A 16637-nucleotide genomic window follows, 5' to 3' on the forward strand; every position below is an offset into this window, starting at 1 on the left:
CCTTTTATAAATCATTCGAAAATACACGTTTTGTTACAAATAGTTAACGCGATTAATTCTCATTTAAATGTGTTTTTATCCATTTAAATCAGTTGGTTATATCAGTTGACTGAACTGTTCAGATTGTATACCGTTAACGGCTGAAAATTATAACCAAGGAATGTGTGCAGTGCTTGAAGTGAAGAATCTGTATCGCGAGTACGGCAGTGGAGAAACGCGTGTTACCGCGTTAAACAATGTCTCTATCACCATTGACGAAGGGGAGTTCGTCGCCATTATGGGCTCGTCGGGGTCGGGCAAATCAACGCTTATGAATATTTTGGGCTGTTTAGATACGCCAACCAAAGGCCAGTATTTTTTGTCTCAACAATCTATTCAAGATATGTGCGATGAAGACTTATCAAAAATCCGTAACCAGCGCATTGGCTTTATTTTTCAAACCTTTCATTTGTTAACCCGTTTAACCGCACTTGAAAATGTTACCTTGCCGCTTAGGTACAGTGATATATCGCCAGAACAAGCAAAACAAAAAGGGTTGGCGATGCTTACCAAGGTGGGGCTTGACCACAGGGCGGGGCATAAGCCAAATGAAATGTCTGGTGGGCAAAGGCAACGTGTGGCAATCGCCAGAGCCCTAGTTAATGAGCCTAAAGTGATTTTTGCCGATGAACCCACCGGTAACCTAGACAGCAAAACATCCCACGAAATTATGTCGTTGTTATGTGACTTGCATGCCCAAGGCCACACCATTGTAATGGTGACCCACGAAGAAGATATTGCTGAATATGCTAAGCGCATTATTCGTATGAAAGATGGTGTGAAAATAGAGGACAGCGTTCAATGAAAACACTTAAACTCGCCGCACTGCCTTTGATGTTCGCAAGCGCGCTCGCAACAACACCTTTGACTGCATCGCAAAATATTTTTATTACTGGGGAGATAAAAGCGAGCGACAGCCAAACTTTTTTTGCACCGCAAAGCGATACATGGCGCATTCAAGTTGAATGGATGCTACCCGAGGGCGAAATAGCCAAACCCGGTGATGTGGTTGTGGTATTTGAGGGCGGCTCAATTGCTAGCACCATTGAGCAAGATGAAGTAAGCCTTAATACCGCTCAAGATGAATTAAAACGCCAACAAAATAAGGGTAAACAAGCCATTTTAGAAGCTGAGTTTGCGCTTACTCGTGCTGACTTATTGCTTGAAAAGGCCAAAATTGATGCTGCGGTGCCGAAAAGCCATTTAAGCGCATTTGATTATGAAGAAAACCAGCTAAAGCTAGAGCAAGCGGTGATCCAAAAACATAAAGCCAAAGCGAGTCTTGCTGAGGCAAAAACCACAGCGCAGGTAAACATTCGCAAGCAAGAAATCGAGATAGAACATTTGCAAATTAACTTAAAAGAAAACCGCGAACGTTTGCAAAAGCTTACCCATAAAGCTACCAATCAAGGCCCCATTTTGTATGGTAATCACCCTTGGTATGGCACTAAATTGTTTTCAGGGGTTACCGCGCAGCCTGGTTGGAAAATTGCTGAAATCCCAGCGATGACCGGTCTTTATTTAGAAGCGTGGGTACATGAAATTGATTATAAGCACTTAAAGCAAGAGCAAACAATGTCGCTTACGCTTGATGCGTATCAAGATACGCCACTCACTGCAAAATTAAGCGATATTTCAACACAACCGGAAGAGCGTAAAGAGTGGGGTAAAGATGCCTATTATCGCGCTAAGTTTGAGTTTGACGATACACAGCAGCTAAAAATATTACCGGGTATGACGGGACGTGTTGTGGTGCAAGGAGGCAGCAATGAATAAGTTTAAAGTTGGCTTAGTTGCAAGCCTAATCGCGTTTTCGTTAGCCGGTTGTGGCGATGATGAATTTGATTATCACACCATTGAAAAAACCAGCTTACAGTTGGCTGTGCAAGCCAATGGCGAATTAGAATCAGCACAGCAATCGCTTATTGCACCGCCGTCTATTTCACGTATGTGGCAATACAAGGTGAAGTTTTTAGCGCCTGAGAATAAACAAGTGAAAAAAGGCGAGATGGTTGCCTCTTTTGATGATAAACCCGTGCGCGACCGCTTAATTGAAAAAACCAGCGAATATGACCGCGCGGTAAAAGAGCTCGAAAACCAAAAAGCGCAAGAGATTAAAAACCAAGAAGAGTTAAAACTTGCCCTTGCCGAAGCGCAAATGAATTACGATATTGCCAAGCGTAAGGCCGATATTAACGATGATTCAATGTCGGATAACGATAAACGCAAGGCACAGATTGATTTTACCATTGCTAAGAACGATCTTGAGCTGGCTAAGAAAAAGCTGACCTTTCAAGATGAAACTAAAGCGCTCAATATTCGCTTAGCTAAAGGTAAAGCCGATCGCTTAAAAGCCGAAGTTGATGCCCTAGAACACGACATTGAAAAGCTGAAAGTAAAAGCACCCATGGATGGCATTGTAATGTATTACACCGACGCCAGTGGCGAAAAGCCTACGGTAGGTGAAAGTGTGCAATTTGGTCAGCCGGTAATTGAATTAGCGGTAATTGAAGATATGCAGGTAAAAGCACAAATTGACGAAGCTGACTTTGGCCGCATTGCACTTAATCAGAATGTTAAAGTGACCATTGATGGCTCTGAGCCGATTATTACATCGGGCAAAATAACCAGTATTGGCAGTGCGTTTCGTGAAAAATCGCCGCAAGATAAACGCCGAATCGTCGACACCTTAATTAAACTCGATAATATCAATGCAGCTGCAATGCGCCCAGGGTTAACCGCCCGCGTAGAGATCGCTACCGATAAAATTGACGATGTATTGATTGTGCCTGTAAGCGCATTGCATAGCGACCAATCAAGCGCGTATGTAATTGAAAAAAATGGTGATAAAACCCCTGTTACGGTAGGTAATATTAGTAATGGTTTTGCGGTAATAAAAAGCGGTATTGAACAAGGAGAGGTAGTGCGTTTATGAAGTATTTAGCTATTGTTGTAAGCGTGATTTTATTAACCGCGTGCTCAAAACCCGATGACGTAGCCGCTGAGCTTACGTTCACGGTGCAAAAAGCCCCGTTTAAAAATTATGTAGAGGCAAAAGGCGAGCTAATTGCCGCCAATGAAACCGTGATTAGCACCCCTGCATCATCGCGTGGGCCGCAAACGCTGGCATGGTTAATGCCTGAATACTCTCAAGTTAAAAAAGGTGAAGTGATTGCACGGTTTGATGGTCGTGTAATGATTAAGCAAAAGCGCGAGAGTGATTTTTCAAACCAAAAAGTATCACAAGATTTATCCGGTAAAAATACCGAAATCGACACGCGCAGAAAACACTTAGGGCTTGATATGGAAATTGTTGAAGAAGAAAAGCAATTTGCTGAAAATTTCTCTATCGACGATGACCGTATTATCTCGAAACTTGAGATTTTAGAGCAAGCGCAAAAGGTCGACTATTTAAATGCCAAAACGGCCTATTTTAATTGGCAGTCTGATCAGTTTAATAGCAGCGCGCAAGGCGAGCTAGACCTCTTAAGCATGCAAAGTCAGCAGCATCAAAGCAAAATTAATATGCTCGATGGCAATTTGTCGTCGTTAGAGGTGGTTGCCCCGCACGATGGCTTGCTTACACACAGTGTAAACTGGCATGGTGAAAAGCCAAGAGCAGGGCAAACTTTATGGCCGGGCCAAAAAATTGCGGGCTTGCCTGATACCTCGGTTATGCAAATCAAGTTGTTTGTAAAAGAGCGCGAAGCGATTAATTTAAAGCAAGATCAAGCAATTGAGTTTTCGCTTATTTCAACACCCAATAAAATCTTTACTGGCAAAATAAGTAAGCTTGCACCGTTTCCTAAATCAATTAAGCGACAAGATCCGCAAAAGTATTACGAGATCACCGCCAGTATTGATGAGCAAGGCGACTACTTACGACCGGGTTTAAAAGTGGTGGCAAATATAGTGGCGGATCAGTCAGCCGAAAAGCTAATCGTACCAAAATTTAGCGTATTTGCTGACGAAGAAGGCGCGTATGTGCAACTTAAAACGGCATCGGGTTACAGCAAAGCGCCAGTTACCTTAGGTGCAAGTAATTTAAGCCATGTTGAAATTGTAAAGGGCCTTTCCAAAGGTGATGTAATTGCGCTAGTTGAGCAGGAGGGCAAGCTATGAATTTAGTCGGATTATTTAAAGATGCCGCAGTGCAATTGCAGCAGCATAAAATGCGCACTTTTTTAACTTTGCTCGGTATGATCTTTGGTGTAGGTGCGGTAATTGCCATGTTGAACATTGGTGAAGGTGCACAGCGTGAAGCACTGAAAATGATTGATTCAATGGGCCTTAATAACGTAATTGTAGAAGCTAAAGACTTTGAAGAGGATGAACTTAGAGAGCAGCGTAAGCACTCGGACGGGTTATCGCTTAATGATGGCAAAGTTGCAGTTGAAGCCTTGCCGTTTATTACAGATTTTGCCGCTGAAAAAGTGGTTGAAACCTACCATGTGTTTAGTGAATACGCCAAATTTGATGGCCAAGCAGTAGGTGTAAGTGAAAACTACTTTGAGCTTGCACATTTTGATTTAAGTGCCGGGCGCTTGCTTAATCAGCAAGATGGTCAGCACTTTTCGCAAGTGGCGCTACTTGGTGCAAATACTGCGCGTACTTTGTTCCCGCTTGGCAATGCGGTGGGAAAATCAGTCAAAATTAACCATTTGTGGTTTGAAGTGGTAGGTATTCTTGAAGCGCCATTTTTAAAGAAAAAAGAGTTTCAGGGCGTTAAATTAGGCGATGAACAAAATCAGATTTTTATTCCGCTTAAAACCGCGATTCACCGTTTTAAAAGCGAATTACTCGACCCCGAAATTACTCGCATTAAACTTGCTACCGAACCGGGTTTTAGCCCTGTGATGGCGGCGCAAGCGATTGATGCTTTAGTGAAAGGGCGTCATAACGATATTGATGATTACAAGCTAATTGTGCCTGCCGCGTTATTGGCGCAGCAAAAGCAAACCCAGCAAATTTTTAATATTGTAATGTCGTGTGTAGCCGGAATTTCGCTGCTGGTGGGCGGTATTGGCATTATGAACATAATGCTAGCCACTGTGCTTGAGCGCACTAAAGAAATCGGTTTATTGCGCGCCATTGGCGCAACGCAAAAGAATATTCAAGTGCAGTTTATTACCGAGAGTTTCACCATTTCCATTTTAGGTGGCTTATTGGGTGTATTCTTTGGTATTGCACTGTCAGAGCTGATTGCTTTTTACTCTCAATGGGCGGTGTCGTGGTCGCTAAGCGCAATAGTGTTATCGTTTAGCATTTGTGCGTTGGTAGGTCTTGTTTTTGGTGTTTACCCCGCGATTAAGGCATCTAAGCTTGATCCGATTGACGCACTGCAAAGTGACTGATATTGCAATATAAAAAGGGTTAGCGCTATGCTAACCCCTTTGTTGGGTTGTAATTATGTTTGATAGGGTCAAACAATTACGGTGCAAGTTAGTTGCTAATTACTTAAAGATACATATTGCTCAGAGAGAATAGGCGCTGCTGAGTCATGCAGCTTCTCAGACAAGGCATCGTTGTCTTGCTCGGCCACAAAATTAAGTAAGCAACTGCTGTAATTACTTTTTACTTTGGCAAGTTTGTCGCCGTTTTCTTTACGAAGTAGTACCACTTCGCCAGCTGAAAAATCACCAATCACATTCACCAAATCTTGCGGCGTAATGAGATCGTCGCTTTGTTTTTGCATCGCAAATGTGTCTTCAACAACCAATTCACCTTGTGCTTTGGTGGTGTGTTTCATCCAGTGACTTTGGTCTTGCATCGGTGTTTCGATGGCGTGGAACAAGGTGCCTGGGTTACCGCCTTGTAATAACGTATTAAACGTCGCTTCACTAAAGCCGTTAACAATGTATGTATTAATACCGTGTGAAACTGCTTTTTCAGCTGCTTGTACTTTGGTTTTCATACCGCCAGTACCTACATCGCTGGTTGCACCGCCTGCCATTGCGTAAATTTCAGGATCAATACGCATTACATCAGGAATCAGCGTTGCGCTTTTGTCCTCATGAGGATTAGCGGTATAAAGCCCGTCGATATCAGAGCAAATAATCAATGCATCGGCGTAAGCGGCACTTGCCACCATTGCTGATAAATTGTCGTTATCACCCACTTTTAGCTTGTCGGTGGTTACTGTATCGTTTTCATTTACGATTGGCAGAATATCGTTATGTAATAACGCAGTCAGCGTATCGCGCACACTTTCAAAGCGGTCGCGATTGCGTAAATCGGCATGGGTAAGCAGTACTTGGGCTGTATTAAAATCAAATAATCTATCCCAAGTTGCCATCATTTCTGACTGACCTGCTGCCGCCATGGCTTTTTTCACTATCATTGACGAGTTGTCGACGTTATTAAATAAGTGCGCGCCTGCGGCGACCGAGCCCGATGATACTAATACCACCTGAATACCCGATGCACGGCAACGTACAATAAAATTTGCGATACTTAATAAATACTGGCTACTGCATCCATCGCGGTGAGGCGCAATTAATGCGCTTCCCACTTTAATCACAATCCGTTTCCAGCCGATATTTTTAAGATTTTGTTGCATAAATTAAGCCTCTTGGAGCTTGGCGTTTGTTGCGTCGAACCATTTGATAGCTTGCTGGTCTGGCTGCTGCGTGTTCAGGCTAACGAGTACGATTGCCAGTGAACTTGCTACAAAACCTGGTAGTAACTCGTAAAAGTAAACACTTAAGGTTTCGCCATTTTCGAGTAGCGGTACGTATGCCCAAAGTAGTACGGTGAGTGAACCAACAACTACACCGGCTACTGCGCCGCTGTGCGTTAGCTTTTTCCACCACAAACTAAAGATTACCAGTGGGCCAAATGCTGCGCCAAAACCGGCCCATGCGTTTGATACTAAATTAAGTACGCTGCTATTGCTGTCTAGCGCAATAAATGATGCCACAACGGCAACCACGAGCACGCACACGCGGCTAATCATGAGCAGTTCGTTACTGCTTGGCTGACGCTTCGCATAGCTCTTATAGATATCTTCAACCAGTGAGCTCGACGACACTAATAGCTGTGACGAAATGGTGCTCATAATGGCAGCTAAAATTGCTGCAAGCAGCCAACCTGCTACAAATGGGTGGAACAAAAACTGCGATAGAAAGATAAAAATGGTTTCGGGATCAGATACTGATTGCTCGCTATTGGCGATAAAGCTTGCACCAACAAGGCCTGTTACTAGCGCACCAATAATCGAAATCGTCATCCACGATAAACCGATTTTGCGTGCTTTGGCTAAGTTTTCATGGCTATCAATTGCCATAAAGCGCACGATAATGTGTGGCTGACCAAAGTAACCAAGGCCCCATGTCATTAAGCTGATTGCGGCAAGCAATTCAACATTGCCAAAATCAAACGACATTGATTGGGTGAAGTTACTGGCAGCTTTAGCATCAAAGTTACTGAAGGTCACCATAGGTACGGCAATCAGCGCAATGAGCATGATTACGCCCTGAATAAAGTCACTTAAACTGACCGCAAGGAAACCGCCAAGCACAGTGTAAATCACGACAATGCTTACGGTAGCAACAATGCCAATGGTGTAATCAATATTAAATGCTGATTCAAACAATTTACCACCGGCGACTAGGCCAGATGCGGTATAAACTGTAAAAAATACAATAATAACAATCGATGCAATTAGTCTGACACTGCCTTTTTCAAGAGCGAAGCGCTTCGAAAAGAACTCGGGAATAGTCAGCGCATCATCTGCAAGTTCTGTAAATACACGAAGCTTAGGCGCAACTATGTGATAGTTCACGTACGCACCTAACACTAGGCCAACTGCAAGCCAAATACTGCCTAATCCACTAACATAAGCGGCACCTGGTAGACCCATCAACATCCAGCCACTCATATCTGAGGCACCAGCTGACAATGCGGTCACTTTGGCGCTGACATTGCGCCCACCGAGCAAATATTCACCGTTATCTGATGTGGATTTTTTCATGGCATAAACGCCAATGAAAATTAGCAGGGCGAAATATAATAAAATAGAAAAAGTCGCGTAATCGAACATTTTATTTTAGTACTAATTAATTATGTTATTTGTTTTGAGAATTTGCGTAGCGCCCTAGTGAGTCACCTGAGATTCGCTTTTTAGCAAGAGAACCCGCGGCTAATAAGTAACTTACAGCGGCGATAAATTTAAAAGAAAGGTACCCAAAAAGATCCGTTTTAGTACTCATGATATTTACCTCATATGGTTAAAATTAATTACAATTCTAATTATTTGAGCTCTAATTTCAAGTGAATAAAACTTGATCAACACAGGAAGTGTGTTTAAGTATTTGTTTATATTGATCTAATTTATTTTTAACGTTTTTATGATTTATTTAGATTTATTTAGATTTAGTTAGATAAACAAATATTAATTTGAAGTCGAAGCAAATAAGGCTAAATCGGTGAAATAAATTGGCCTGTTTTCTGGTTTATACCGTATAGACGGTGCATTTATGCCAATCGGCTACACTCTTTTAGTTATGTTTGCATTTTCAGCGATTGGTATGGATGTGAACTTTATCGTGGTTTATTAAAGTTAAGGGGCACATTTGAAAACACTTATTCAATTTTTATCTTGGTCGGGCTTGGTGTTGTCTGCCAATTTAGTTGCACAGGAAAAAGTCACTGCGCAGCAATTTGTCGACTTGCAAGAAGGCAATAAGCCGTTTGCTGGTTTTCGCCGTGCGCATGCGAAAGGTGCGTGTGTAACAGGCGAGTTTGTCGCTAATGGCGCACTTGCACCCTACACAAAAGCAAGCTTGTTTGAAGCTGGTACGACTGCTTTTGTTGGTCGCTTTTCAATTGCGGGTAGTAATCCAACAGCGCCAGATTTAAAAGCGCCAGTGCGCAGCCTAGCGTTGAGTTTTAATTTAAGCAGCACTGAGCAGTGGCGTATTGCCATGAATACACCGCCTGCGATGGCGGTCACTAATGCACATGATTTTTATCATCAAATTGTGGCAATTAAGCAAGGACCTGCTGCGATTAAAGCATTTTTTAATGAGCATCCTGAAAGTAAAGACTTTTTAAATTGGAAAGCCAGCTACACACCGTCTTCGAGTTTTGCTCTTGAGCAATACAACAGCATAAATGCGTTCTATTTGATTGATAATCAAAGCAATAAACACGCTGTTAGGTGGCATGTTATGCCTAGCGATAACACACCAAATACTCTTGCAAATAGTAATAACGCGCTGTTTGATGAGTTGGCAAACCGTTTAGCAGGTGGGCCTGTATCCTTTAATTGGGTATTTACTTTAGCCAGTACTGACGATGATGAAACTAATCCTGCGGTAATTTGGCCAAGCTCACGCGAACAGATATCTGCGGGAGTGCTCAAGATTAAAACTATCGATGCCAGCGAAGATGCGCGCTGCCACGACATAAACTTTGATCCGCTAACTTTACCAACAGGCGTTGTCGCGACTCAAGATCCCATCTTGAATGCGCGCTCTGCTGCATATGCAGAGTCTTATCGTCGCAGAGCGAAAGAAAAACTGCTGGAGGCGCTGCAATGATTGCTAAACACAGCTTAAGTTTAAGACTATTACACTGGGTAATGGCGATGATGTTCGTATCGTTGTTTGCTGCAGGTTTAACTATGGTTAGTTCACTTGAACCATGGCAACCCAGTTTACTGGCGCTACATAAGGCGTTTGGCTTAGTTGCTTTAGTATTATTTGTGCTGCGTATGTGCACCAAATTTAGCTCAACGCCGGTAACTAAGAGCGGTGATGAATCTAAGTTGCAGAAAATGGCAGCAAGCGGTGTGCATTTTCTACTTTATTGCCTGATGTGTGCAGTGCCACTAACGGGCATTTTGTCACAGTATTTTGCCAGTAAGCCAATCTCGTTTTTTGGCATAGTGAGCATTGGCGTGAAAAGCGAACCAAACATTGTGCTTTATGGCCTGTTTCGTGAATTACACAGCTTATTTATTACTGTTTTTGCCTTGCTAATTTTGATGCATGTCGCGGGTGCGCTGTATCATCACTTTATTAAAAAGGACGATACTTTAAAACGCATGCTTTAATGTTTATTGTTTTTTTACATGGCGACGTTATCGATAACAAAAAAGCGAGTTGGGAAACCCTAACTCGCTTTTTTAATTTTGCTTTTATTCAGCTAGCAAAGTATTAATTTACTTTCACCTTACGATAGCTTAAGCGGTAAAAAATGCTATAGAACACAGGCACGGCAATCAGTGTGAGCAAGGTTGCAAATGCTAAACCACCCATAATGGTTACCGACATATCGGCGAAGAACGCATCGCTTAAAAGCGGCGCCATACCTAAAATGGTGGTAATCGCAGCCAGTGCAACAGGGCGTAAACGTGACGCGCTGGCCGATAAAATAGCTTCGTTTGGTACGCTGCCTTCTTTGATTTGCAGGTCAATTTCTTCAAGTAAAACAATGGCATTTTTAATTAACATGCCAAATAAACTTAAGAAACCCAGCAGTGACATAAAGCCAAACGGCATATCGGTAACAAGTAAACCAGTTACCACACCTACCGCAGCCATTGGCACAACTAACCAAATAATCAGTGGCTGGCGCACGCGGCCAAACAACACAATAGAAATCAACAGCATCACTAAAAAGCCCGCAGGCAAGCCTGTACCAAGTGCTTTTTGTGCATCGCGTGATGACTCGTATTCACCACCCCATTCTAGGCTATAGCCAGCAGGTAGTTGCATCGCTTCAATTTGCGGTTTGATACGTGCAAATGCTTTACCTGCGGTTTCATCAAAGCCCGGGTCGGCAAGTACCGTAATGGTTCTTACGCGGTCGCGGCGGTGAATTTGAGTCTCTTCGTTTTCCAGTTTTAAGCCAGTAGATACTTGCCTAAATGGAATGTATTTACGCTGTGATGAGCTCCACACTAAGCTGTTTTCAATAGCTTCGGTTTCCGATTGGCCTGAGCTTGCAACTTTGGCGGTAATGGCGTAACTGTAATCGCCATCTTGCAAGCGGCCAAGTTCCAGCCCCGTTGAAGCATATTGAATAGTTTGTGCAAAATCATTACGTGAAACCGCTGCAATGCCCGCGTTTACCGAATCATAATGGGTATTTAACACTAAGCCTTTTTCACGCCAATCATGGCGAATATCGCGAATTTTGCCATCGTTTAGCATAATGTTTTCAGCTTCACGGGCTAACTGGCGTAGTACTTCAGAATCTGGGCCTGAGAATCGCGCTGCTAATTTAGCACCGCCACCTGGGCCAAACTGCATGCGTTCGGTATAAAAATGGGCGTTGAGATCGATATCTGGCATCAGCTTAGTTAACTGCTGAATCACACCGTCAATTTCATCGCGCTGGTGGGTGCGTACCAAGAAAAAGCCGTAACTTTCGTTTGGTTGTTGTGGCGCATAAGTTAAGGTAAAGCGATCTGCACCACGGCCAACAAAGCTGGTTACTGACTTTATTTCATCAAAGTGCAGCAGCATTTTTTCGGTATCGGCTACTTTTTTGGTGGTTTCGCGAATATCTTGCCCTTGTGGCCCCCAATAATGCACAAAGAAAATAGGTGCATTTGAAGGCGGGAAGAAACCTTGTTTCACTAAACCAAAACTGGCGTAGGCAACAAAAGTAATAGCAAACAGTACCGCAACCGTAATCCATCTTAATTTAAGTGCGCTGTGCAGTAGGGCGATATAACCACGGTAAAATGCACTGTGGCCAGATTGTGTATCAGATTGCTGCTCCACTTTATAAAAGTATTTACCAAATAGCGGCACTACGGTGATTGCTAATACCCAGCTGAGCATGAGTGAAATTAACACCACCGCAAATAGCGAGTAAAGAAACTCACCCGTTGCGTCGTCTGATAAACCAATGCCCGAGAAGGCCGCGATTCCGATTACTGTTGCACCTAATAATGGCCATTGCGTACGTTTTACAATAAAGCTTGCGGCTTCAAGCGCTTTTTTGCCTTGTTTCATGCGCAGCATCATACCTTCGGCAACTACAATGGCATTATCAACCAGCATCCCCATAGCAATTACCATAGCGCCCAGCGAAATACGCTGTAACTGCAAACCCATCAGCCACATAATTAATACGGTGCCCATTACTGTAATTAACAATACCGAGCCAACCACCACGCCTGAGCGCCAGCCCATAAATACCATTAGCGTTAAGGTTACAACAATCACCGACATGATTAGATTATTAATAAACCCTTTTACAGATTCATCAACAATATTGGCTTGGTCGTAAATTGGGGTCAGTGTGATGCCTGCAGGCAGCTCGTTTAACAAGTCGGCCACTTTAGCATTCACGCGCTTGCCCACTTCAACAATGTTGACATCGTTTAACGCCGATACGGCAAGGGTAATTGCTTCGTTACCTTGGTAGCGAATAAGCGTAGGCTGGATATCGAGCGGTTCAAATTTAAGCTCAGCAATATCACGAATTTTAAATGATTGGTTAGTACCCGGTACAACAATTGTTAGGTTATAAATTTCTTCAATTTGATCTAGCGGGTTTTCAACAATTAAGCGCAGGCTGCGGCCTTCTAGTTGAATACGACCGCCATTAAATGGTTTTAAATTTTCTTCAAGTAGTGCGGTGATCTCTGGAAATGAAATACCTAAGCCCGACAACTGATATGGGTTAATGTAAGCCACCAATTGCTCTTGTTGTACACCACTGACTTGCACTTTGGCAACGCCTTCGGTGATGAGTAAATCGCGGCGAATAATGCGGGCAAATTCACGTAACTCTTGCGGGCTAAATTCAGGCGCACTGAGCGCGTAATACATGCCGTAAACATCACCAAAGTCATCGTAAACCGTTGGTGCGTGGCTACCTGATGGCAAAATGCTGGTGACATCGCGCAGTCGTTTTCTCAGCTCATCCCATATTTGCGGTAACTCGTTTGAGTCGAAGTTTGGTTTTACTTCAACGGTAATTTCCGACAAACCGGGTTTTGAAATAGACGTTAGCTGTTTAAGTTGCGGCATTTGTTGCAGCGCAATTTCAAGCTGCTCGGTGACTTCGCGCTCAACTTTTTGCGCACTAGCGCCCGGAAACTGGGTTACAACTTGCACCTGCTTAATGGTAAATGCCGGGTCTTCTAAGCGACCAATATTGCTTAAACCAAGGGTGCCACCAATTAATAATACAATCACCAGCAGCCATACATTGGCCGGGTTTCTAATTGAATAACGAGCGATATCCACAGTTATAGCTCCGCTTTATAGGGTTTTACAATCATGCCTTCGCGCATTTGTGCGGCGCCTGCGGCTACTATTAAATCACCTTCGGTAATACCACTTTTAATGGCTGCAAAACGGGTTTTAACCGATAACACATCGACGTTTGTCTTGCTTACTTGTGCTGTGTCGCGATTGAATTTCCAAACATGAAAACCCTCGCTATCATTACCTTGTAAAGCGTTAAATGGCACCAGTAAATGTTGCTCGTCGCTCTGATTTTCAAGGCTTACTTGTACAACCGCACGGGCACCTGGGGTTAAATTGGTATCATTGGCTTGTGCGGCAAATACCACCTTGTATGTTTGTGTAATTGGGTCGGGCTGAGTGGCATGCTCAATGTATTCTAATTGGTAAATTTTATCGGGCGCCGAAATAATATGTGCATTAGCGCCAACTAACGAACCCTCTTTGTATTTACTTACTAAACGCTCCGGTACATTCACATTAAAGTAATAGCGCGAAACATCTTGTAGGCGAGCCACAATATCGCCGGCTTGTACGTAGTTTCCTTTTTCAGCGAAACGTTCTGAGATCTGCGCGTTAAATGGCGCGAGTAAGGTGGTGTAACTGAGATCTTTTTCAGCGCGTTTAAGCGCGATATCGGCCAGTTCAAAGTTGGTTTTTGCGTTATCTAACTGACTTTGAGATACCAAACCGTTTTTTGCCGTTGCTTCAATACGTTCTAAATCTCGTGTTGCCTGACTTAAGCGAGCTTCGGCTTCTTGTACGCGTTGTTTAAACGGGGTTGGGTCTATTTGTGCAAGCAGTTGACCTTGGTTTGCCAGCGTACCTGTCATTAACTGTGTTTGGATTAAACGACCAGATACTTCAAAACTTAAATCGACGGTTTTTACTGCCGACACTTCTGCAGGGAAAGTACGGTTAACCAATTTGGCGTTGCTTACAGCAGGTACTAGCTTAACGGCTTGTACTTTTTCTACAGTAAGTTGTTCGGCAGGGGCGTCGGAACATGCTTGCAAAAACAAAGTTAACAGCGAAAGTGCGACTAATTTTACACGGGTCGCAGAGGTAAAAAAGTGAGTTTTCATAGTCATTGTTGCTTAGTTGTCAAAGTTTAATAAAACGAACTTGATTTTATCTTTATGATTTTTAAAGCATTTAAAACCTAAAATAGAAAACCGTTAACGGCTAAAGACGCTTCAGTACAATCATTGATCAAGTAAACTGTGCGGTGTAGTTTACTGGTCGCAATTGAAAAGTAAACCAATTAGTGTAAAAATAATTTCCAACTTTTCTAAGAGACCAAATCATGAGCGAAGCCAAAATCAGCCGCAGTATGCAAAAACGCCAAGCGATTATTGATGGCGCAAAAACGGCATTCCAGCAATATGGTGTAAGCGACACCAGCATGGATAAAATTGCCGAAACTGCGCAAGTATCAAAGCGTACTGTTTACAATCACTTTGAAAGTAAAGAGATTTTGGTAACTCACATTATTCGTGATATTTGGAGTCAGAATATTCTGACGTATGAGTTTGAATACGATAAAAATCGAGATTTGCGCAGTCAGCTGAGCGAGTTGATTGCCAACGAACTTCAGTTTATGTGCGATCAAGGCACACTTGATTTAATTCGCGTGGCGATGGGTCACTGCTTATTTAACCCAGAGATGTCTAATGGTGAGTTGCGTGAGTTCTTTGAACAAGAAACAACGCTTATTCGTTGGCTTAGACATGCTATGGAAGATGGAAAGTTTCGCAAAAAAGACCCGTATCTAGTGTCTGAGCAATTACTTGGTTTGTTAAAAGGGCAAGCTTTTTGGCCGCAGGTGTTACATTTTGATGAGCGACTCAATGAAGAACAAATGCGTGAGCTAACAAATGATACTCTGGACTTGTTTTTAAGCTACTACGAAATTTAAATGGATTAACGCGGTTTTAGCGTAAATGTTTCCGCATTAACGAAGGCTTAGTACCATTTTGACGTAAGTTAGGTGGTGTTTTAAAAAGGGCTCACCCTCAACAGTTAAGCCAAATCGACGATAAAAAGGTACGGCTGTTTCGCGGGCATCAAGCCAAAATTTTTCAATATTTCGCTTTTTAACATCGCTTAAAATATGCTGTAAAAGTTCGCTACCGAGACCCTGGTTTTGGTAACTAGGCAAGGTGGCAAATTTGCGCAAACGCGCTTCGTTTTTATTGATAAATAACGATGCTACACATATTAGGGTCTGTTGATCTTTGCTGTTCTATTTTTGTTCTTGTTGACCGTGCTTTTATCGCGGCGCTCGATGTGTGGCCTAGCAATCTAAGCGAATATCGAGCAACAATGAGAAAAGTGCGCTCAAAAGAACCGTTCGGCAGCGCTTGATTGGGCTTTCTACTGTGTTATCGGCTGACTCACATAGAGTAACTATGCCACACAGCCTCTGCCTTGTATAAACCCCAATCAAACTGCTGCAAAAATGAACTTGAAAGGTCAATAGACCCTAACTCTCGCTTGATTTCAATGCCAAAGTGGATGGCGTTTTGGTCTTCCGGTAGTTGGCAAAAATCCATTGGTTTTTCTGGCCACAGTACTTGATGACGCACGCTAATCGTTTCGGAGGCGGTAATTTGTTGTACTTGAAAGGGGAACGCATTGTTAGATGCCACCTGTAACATCAAGTATTTTTCCGGTGATAAATGAGGCGTCGTCTGATAATAAATAAGCGATGCTGTTTGCCACTTCAATAGGTTGCCCGCCACGCTTAAGTGGAATTTTTTCTTTGAGTCGGTCAACGCGCGTTGGTTCGCCGCCGTCGCTATGAATATCAGTATAAATAAGTCCTGGGCGTATAGCGTTAACACGAATACCGCGCTCGGCAACTTCTAGGGCAAGGCCACGGGTCAGTGAATCTACCGCGCCTTTTGCCGCGGCGTAGTCAACGTATTCAAAGGGCGCGCCTGATTGCGATGCACCCGAAGATACATTCACAATTGCGCCATCACTCGGGCAACGTTTTATAAATTCTTTTGCGCATAAAAAGGTGCTGGTAAGATTACCGTTAACGGTATTTAAAAAGCGCTCAAGGGAAATATCTGAAAGTGTGCTTTGTTTAAATAAAATGCCTGCGTTATTAACGAGATAATTCACTTTGCCCAAATTCGCTTCAATGTCATCAAAAAGGTGAGTAACTGCGTTTTCGTTTGTGACATCTGAACAAAATGTATCGCACATTCCGCCGTTTTGTTTTATCTCATTTGCAACATCTGTTGCGGCATCGTCATTTTTAACATAGTTAATAGCGACACGATAACCACGCTTAGCGAGCAGTTTTGCCGTAGCGGCGCCAATACCGCGAGAAGCACCGGTAACTAAAACAACTTTGTTTATTGTGTCTTTATTCAT

Annotated in this window: 15 protein-coding genes; 8 read left to right on the top strand and 7 right to left on the bottom strand. The window is 43.0% G+C overall.

From position 1 onward, the window contains the following. The first annotated feature begins 169 nt into the window (after nt 1–169). Genes L1068_RS10650 through L1068_RS10670 form a run of 5 tightly spaced genes read left to right on the top strand, consistent with a single transcriptional unit; the run spans nt 170 to nt 5393 of the window. Nucleotides 170–844 (top strand): ATP-binding cassette domain-containing protein, encoded by a 675-nt coding sequence (locus L1068_RS10650; protein WP_237130241.1) that lies wholly within the window; start codon nt 170–172, stop codon nt 842–844. Further along, nucleotides 841–1815 (top strand): HlyD family efflux transporter periplasmic adaptor subunit, encoded by a 975-nt coding sequence (locus tag L1068_RS10655; RefSeq protein WP_237130242.1) that lies wholly within the window; start codon nt 841–843, stop codon nt 1813–1815. The genes L1068_RS10650 and L1068_RS10655 overlap by 4 nt, the downstream gene beginning before the upstream one ends. After that, a complete protein-coding gene (locus L1068_RS10660; RefSeq protein ID WP_237130243.1) occupies nt 1808–2974 on the top strand; it encodes an HlyD family efflux transporter periplasmic adaptor subunit in 1167 nt (388 codons plus the stop codon). Before L1068_RS10655 ends, L1068_RS10660 begins: the two co-directional genes overlap by 8 nt. Further along, entirely contained in the window at nt 2971–4161 is a 1191-nt protein-coding gene (locus L1068_RS10665) for an efflux RND transporter periplasmic adaptor subunit (RefSeq protein WP_054978014.1), read from the top strand. The genes L1068_RS10660 and L1068_RS10665 overlap by 4 nt, the downstream gene beginning before the upstream one ends. Next, nucleotides 4158–5393, top strand: coding sequence for an ABC transporter permease (locus tag L1068_RS10670; RefSeq protein WP_237130244.1), 1236 nt, complete (start codon nt 4158–4160; stop codon nt 5391–5393). Before L1068_RS10665 ends, L1068_RS10670 begins: the two co-directional genes overlap by 4 nt. Nucleotides 5394–5488: 95 nt before the next feature. Here L1068_RS10670 and proB read toward each other — a convergent pair whose 3' ends face one another. Continuing rightward, a complete protein-coding gene (gene proB / locus L1068_RS10675) occupies nt 5489–6598 on the bottom strand; it encodes a glutamate 5-kinase (protein ID WP_237130245.1) in 1110 nt (369 codons plus the stop codon). A gap of 3 nt (nt 6599–6601) precedes the next feature. Further along, nucleotides 6602–8080 (bottom strand): sodium/proline symporter PutP, encoded by a 1479-nt coding sequence (gene putP, locus L1068_RS10680; protein ID WP_275419477.1) that lies wholly within the window; start codon nt 8078–8080, stop codon nt 6602–6604. 532 nt (nt 8081–8612) lie between these two features. Here putP and L1068_RS10685 point away from each other — a divergent pair. Both L1068_RS10685 and L1068_RS10690 read left to right on the top strand, forming a co-directional pair. Continuing rightward, nucleotides 8613–9581, top strand: a complete 969-nt coding sequence (locus tag L1068_RS10685) for a catalase family peroxidase (RefSeq protein WP_237130247.1) — start codon at nt 8613–8615, stop codon at nt 9579–9581. Further along, complete coding sequence (locus L1068_RS10690) at nt 9578–10096, top strand: cytochrome b (RefSeq protein ID WP_237130248.1); 519 nt, start codon at nt 9578–9580, stop codon at nt 10094–10096. The genes L1068_RS10685 and L1068_RS10690 overlap by 4 nt, the downstream gene beginning before the upstream one ends. 103 nt (nt 10097–10199) lie before the next feature. On the opposite strand, the gene L1068_RS10695 is transcribed toward L1068_RS10690, so the two are convergent. Continuing rightward, nucleotides 10200–13250, bottom strand: coding sequence for an efflux RND transporter permease subunit (locus L1068_RS10695; protein ID WP_237130249.1), 3051 nt, complete (start codon nt 13248–13250; stop codon nt 10200–10202). A gap of 2 nt (nt 13251–13252) precedes the next feature. Beyond that, complete coding sequence (locus L1068_RS10700) at nt 13253–14335, bottom strand: efflux RND transporter periplasmic adaptor subunit (RefSeq protein WP_054978021.1); 1083 nt, start codon at nt 14333–14335, stop codon at nt 13253–13255. Between the two features lie 221 nt (nt 14336–14556). Between L1068_RS10700 and L1068_RS10705 the strand changes: the two genes are divergently transcribed. Beyond that, complete coding sequence (locus L1068_RS10705; protein ID WP_237130250.1) at nt 14557–15168, top strand: TetR/AcrR family transcriptional regulator C-terminal domain-containing protein; 612 nt, start codon at nt 14557–14559, stop codon at nt 15166–15168. Nucleotides 15169–15204: 36 nt separating this feature from the next. On the opposite strand, the gene L1068_RS10710 is transcribed toward L1068_RS10705, so the two are convergent. The 3 genes from L1068_RS10710 to L1068_RS10720 all read right to left on the bottom strand — a co-directional run bounded on the left by L1068_RS10710 (nt 15205) and on the right by L1068_RS10720 (nt 16637). Further along, complete coding sequence (locus L1068_RS10710; protein WP_343221909.1) at nt 15205–15471, bottom strand: GNAT family N-acetyltransferase; 267 nt, start codon at nt 15469–15471, stop codon at nt 15205–15207. Nucleotides 15472–15646: 175 nt separating this feature from the next. Continuing rightward, complete coding sequence (locus L1068_RS10715; protein ID WP_237130252.1) at nt 15647–15913, bottom strand: hypothetical protein; 267 nt, start codon at nt 15911–15913, stop codon at nt 15647–15649. Next, entirely contained in the window at nt 15891–16637 is a 747-nt protein-coding gene (locus tag L1068_RS10720; protein ID WP_152960688.1) for an SDR family oxidoreductase, read from the bottom strand. The genes L1068_RS10715 and L1068_RS10720 overlap by 23 nt, the downstream gene beginning before the upstream one ends.

The organism is Pseudoalteromonas sp. MMG024 (assembly GCF_021654175.1).
GTDB lineage: Bacteria > Pseudomonadota > Gammaproteobacteria > Enterobacterales > Alteromonadaceae > Pseudoalteromonas.

Coding starts and splice junctions, on each gene's coding strand:
- L1068_RS10655 (WP_237130242.1), top strand. CDS start 841: ATGAAAACACTTAAACTCGCCGCACTGCCTTTGATGTTCGCAAGCGCG.
- L1068_RS10660 (WP_237130243.1), top strand. CDS start 1,808: ATGAATAAGTTTAAAGTTGGCTTAGTTGCAAGCCTAATCGCGTTTTCG.
- L1068_RS10665 (WP_054978014.1), top strand. CDS start 2,971: ATGAAGTATTTAGCTATTGTTGTAAGCGTGATTTTATTAACCGCGTGC.
- L1068_RS10670 (WP_237130244.1), top strand. CDS start 4,158: ATGAATTTAGTCGGATTATTTAAAGATGCCGCAGTGCAATTGCAGCAG.
- proB (WP_237130245.1), bottom strand. CDS start 6,598: ATGCAACAAAATCTTAAAAATATCGGCTGGAAACGGATTGTGATTAAA.
- putP (WP_275419477.1), bottom strand. CDS start 8,080: ATGTTCGATTACGCGACTTTTTCTATTTTATTATATTTCGCCCTGCTA.
- L1068_RS10690 (WP_237130248.1), top strand. CDS start 9,578: ATGATTGCTAAACACAGCTTAAGTTTAAGACTATTACACTGGGTAATG.
- L1068_RS10700 (WP_054978021.1), bottom strand. CDS start 14,335: ATGAAAACTCACTTTTTTACCTCTGCGACCCGTGTAAAATTAGTCGCA.
- L1068_RS10705 (WP_237130250.1), top strand. CDS start 14,557: ATGAGCGAAGCCAAAATCAGCCGCAGTATGCAAAAACGCCAAGCGATT.
- L1068_RS10720 (WP_152960688.1), bottom strand. CDS start 16,637: ATGAATAAAGACACAATAAACAAAGTTGTTTTAGTTACCGGTGCTTCT.